At 52.4% G+C, this 2,875-nt stretch carries 2 protein-coding genes; both read right to left on the reverse strand.

Translation table 11 applies throughout. The features are described 5' to 3' along the window. Positions 1 to 183 precede the first annotated feature (183 nt). On the reverse strand, positions 184 to 1,023 hold the full coding sequence (locus CA85_RS24575) for a restriction endonuclease (protein WP_186775208.1): 840 nt from the start codon (positions 1,021 to 1,023) through the stop codon (positions 184 to 186). A gap of 70 nt (positions 1,024 to 1,093) precedes the next feature. Then, on the reverse strand, positions 1,094 to 2,875 hold a 1,782-nt coding region (locus tag CA85_RS24580), incomplete at its 5' end, for a restriction endonuclease subunit S (protein ID WP_222435531.1).

Consider the following 2,875-nt stretch of genomic DNA (forward strand, 5'->3'; position numbering starts at 1 on the left):
TCAATCCATCAAGTCAGCCGCAAGAGGCTTTCGTTCCTTCGCCAACTACCGACTCAGGATTCTGTTTTACTGCGGCAAACTCGATCTGATGCCGGAAAATACGTGCCACTAAATTCCGAGAAGAACCGAAATTAGAGACACGTGGCATCACGGCCATTATCCCCACCAGGTACAAAGGCTCAATCATTCGTATTCGTGCATTATTCGCACCAGACGGTCCAGTAAGGTCTTACCGTCGACCAATTCGATTTTGCTACCAAGGTGCTTCCCCAGGTATCGATCACGACCGATTCGTGGAGCGAATCTGGAGGTTGTCGTAACAACACCTTTCGTGTGCTTGCCGTCAGCCAATGCGACATAGCCAAGAGCACGGACGTCGTTCGCTGTAACTTGATGTCCGGGCTTGAATCGTTTTACTTGCTCAACAATTCGCACCTTACCCAGACCGCGTCTTTCTGCAATTACGTCGATACCGTGATCGCCACTACGCGGCGTAATAGTTACTTCAAAACCAGCGCGTTTGTAGCTTCCTGCGATTAACGCTTCGAACTGGCGTGGGTCCATGGTGTCCATGATGCCTGGATTTACTTGGATTAATCGGACGATTTCCAACCACACAGGAGACACCATACGTACAACATCACCCTCGTTTGTTTTCGGTCCAAGCTCTATCAACGTTCCAAGAAGCAACTCCTCTGCTTCGTGCGCGTAAAAGTCCCGAAATTCAATCGCTGCATCGCACAAAGTAATGATGTCTGGATCTTGCAACTCGCGAAGAACTTTTTGGAACCAGGCCTCCCCATCATTTCGATGCACATCGAACCAAATACTCGTTTTGCTGAAATGCGGATGCATCTTCGTCTTGAATCCAGTCTCAGCTCTGTAGCTGTTGTATTCGTCCCAAAGCCGGTCTGCTGCTTGTGACTGCAGATCGTAGTTACAGCTATAAAGATCGAAGTCGATCTCAGCGCGCGTGCGAAAAACTCTCGCACGACACTCGACGCTTGTACCGTAGATGAGCACGCGTACCCGTTCTTTCCCGTTCCTGGAACCTTTACGGACTAACTCAAATGTCGGGTTGCACCGATTCATTTCAAGAACCTTGAATCAGCTCATGGATGAAGGCGGTGAGGAGCGCGTCGGTGGTGGACTGGCGGGAACGCAATCGAGCGGACAACTCGTCACACTGCGACAAAAGGACCGACACCTTCGACACGATCCGCTTTTGTTCGGATTTTGGCGGTGTGGGCGTCACGTATAGGTTGAGACTCTTCGCACCAAGGTTAGGCTGTGCTGATCCATTGTCGAATCGGCTGATGAGTTCGTAACCGAGTGGGCTTCGCAAGAATGTGTATGCGTAATCGCGATCCAGTGTGCCATCGAGGCGGATGATTACCAATGAGGAAGCGATTGCTCCTTCAGTAAACGGATCAACGCGGGCGGTTTTGCCAATGGTCGCGCCACGAAGGCAGTAAACGAGGTCGCCCGGCTGAATCTTGCCACTTCGTAGGGTGTCGAATTTCTCTCGCGTGATGTAATTCATCGAGTTGAGGCACAGGCTGCCGTCTGGTTCGATGTGGCCTGTGTTCATAAAGGCGATGCCGTCCTTAACATACTCACTCTTGTTCGGATACTGCTTGCCCCGGTCACCGTTGATAAAGTTGGCCAGAGAACCAAGACGCCGCCATTGCCAGCTTTCGGGCAAAGCGAACGGTATTTCCTTGGCTGCGATTGCAGGCAGCTTGGCGTCTTCGGGGGTATCGGTCGCCGGTTCGTCCAACGGGTCTTGGGGGACGAGTTTGCCTTGGACGGCTAGTTGAAGGATGGACTGGCGGAGGTGGGGGACCGATTCGGGCTGGTCGAGCAGGACTTCGAAGTGATCGCTCATTCGCTGCCAGGCACTGGCGAGCGTCTCCTGCCCGCTGACTTGGTCGCCCACACGCGGGGCGGTGGTTAGGCTCGCCAGCACGCTGCGGCTGGCTCGCTCCCGCACGCTCTCTCGCTCCCGCCGATAGTTTTCCAACGTATCGCACAACGACATCAGTCCCTCCACCTTCGACACGATCCGACGCTGCTCGGCGAGCGGAGGAAGTGGAACAACAAACTTTGCCAAGTCCGTGGCCGACAAGTTGGGTTGCGCCGTTCCGTTATCAAATCGGCGAATAAGTAGCTTGGTCAGACGGCTCGCGAAGTAGGTGAGGAGATAGTGAAGGTCGGTGCCCTTGAACAAACGAACAATCACAAGTGACGAAGCAATTGCACCGCGATCAAATCCTTCGACTATTCCGCATTTCCCAAGCGAACCTCGCAAGCAGAATAGAACATCGCCTTCGAGGACTTTTCCTCCTCGCAGTAAATTAAAACGTTCATCGTCGATGAAGTTCATCTCGTCCATCGAGATGCGACCACTTCGGATGTGTCCAGCGTTGATGAACGGAATTCCCGTTTCGACGAGTGCGGATTTGTTCGGATAATTTTTGCTTCGATCACCGTTCTCTAGGACGCAAACGTTTCCGAGCTGTTCCCACGCCCATCCGAACGGTGCAGTGAAAGGTAATTCGTTCTCCTCGATAGGCTCGAGCTTTCGAGGCTTGCGAATGAGTTTCGCTTTTACGCGGTGTTCACGCTCGCAGGTAATTTGGCGAAGCAATTCAGTAGCATTTTCATCGGTTGCAATTTGATGGACTAGCTTACCCCGTAGAGCCAAATCCAAAACCATCTCGCGCAGCTGCGTAACTCCGCTCGGCAGGTTCTTCTCGGAATTTAGTGGCAGATAGCCGATTTTAGCTGGTTTTTGTAAACTGGTGGGATGAACAGTCTCAACGAACATTACCGTGATCTTCTTGGCCTCGATGATTCTTGGACAGTGTCCAAG

It is taken from the genome of Allorhodopirellula solitaria (assembly GCF_007859855.1).
Classification (GTDB): Bacteria; Planctomycetota; Planctomycetia; order Pirellulales; family Pirellulaceae; genus Rhodopirellula; species Rhodopirellula solitaria.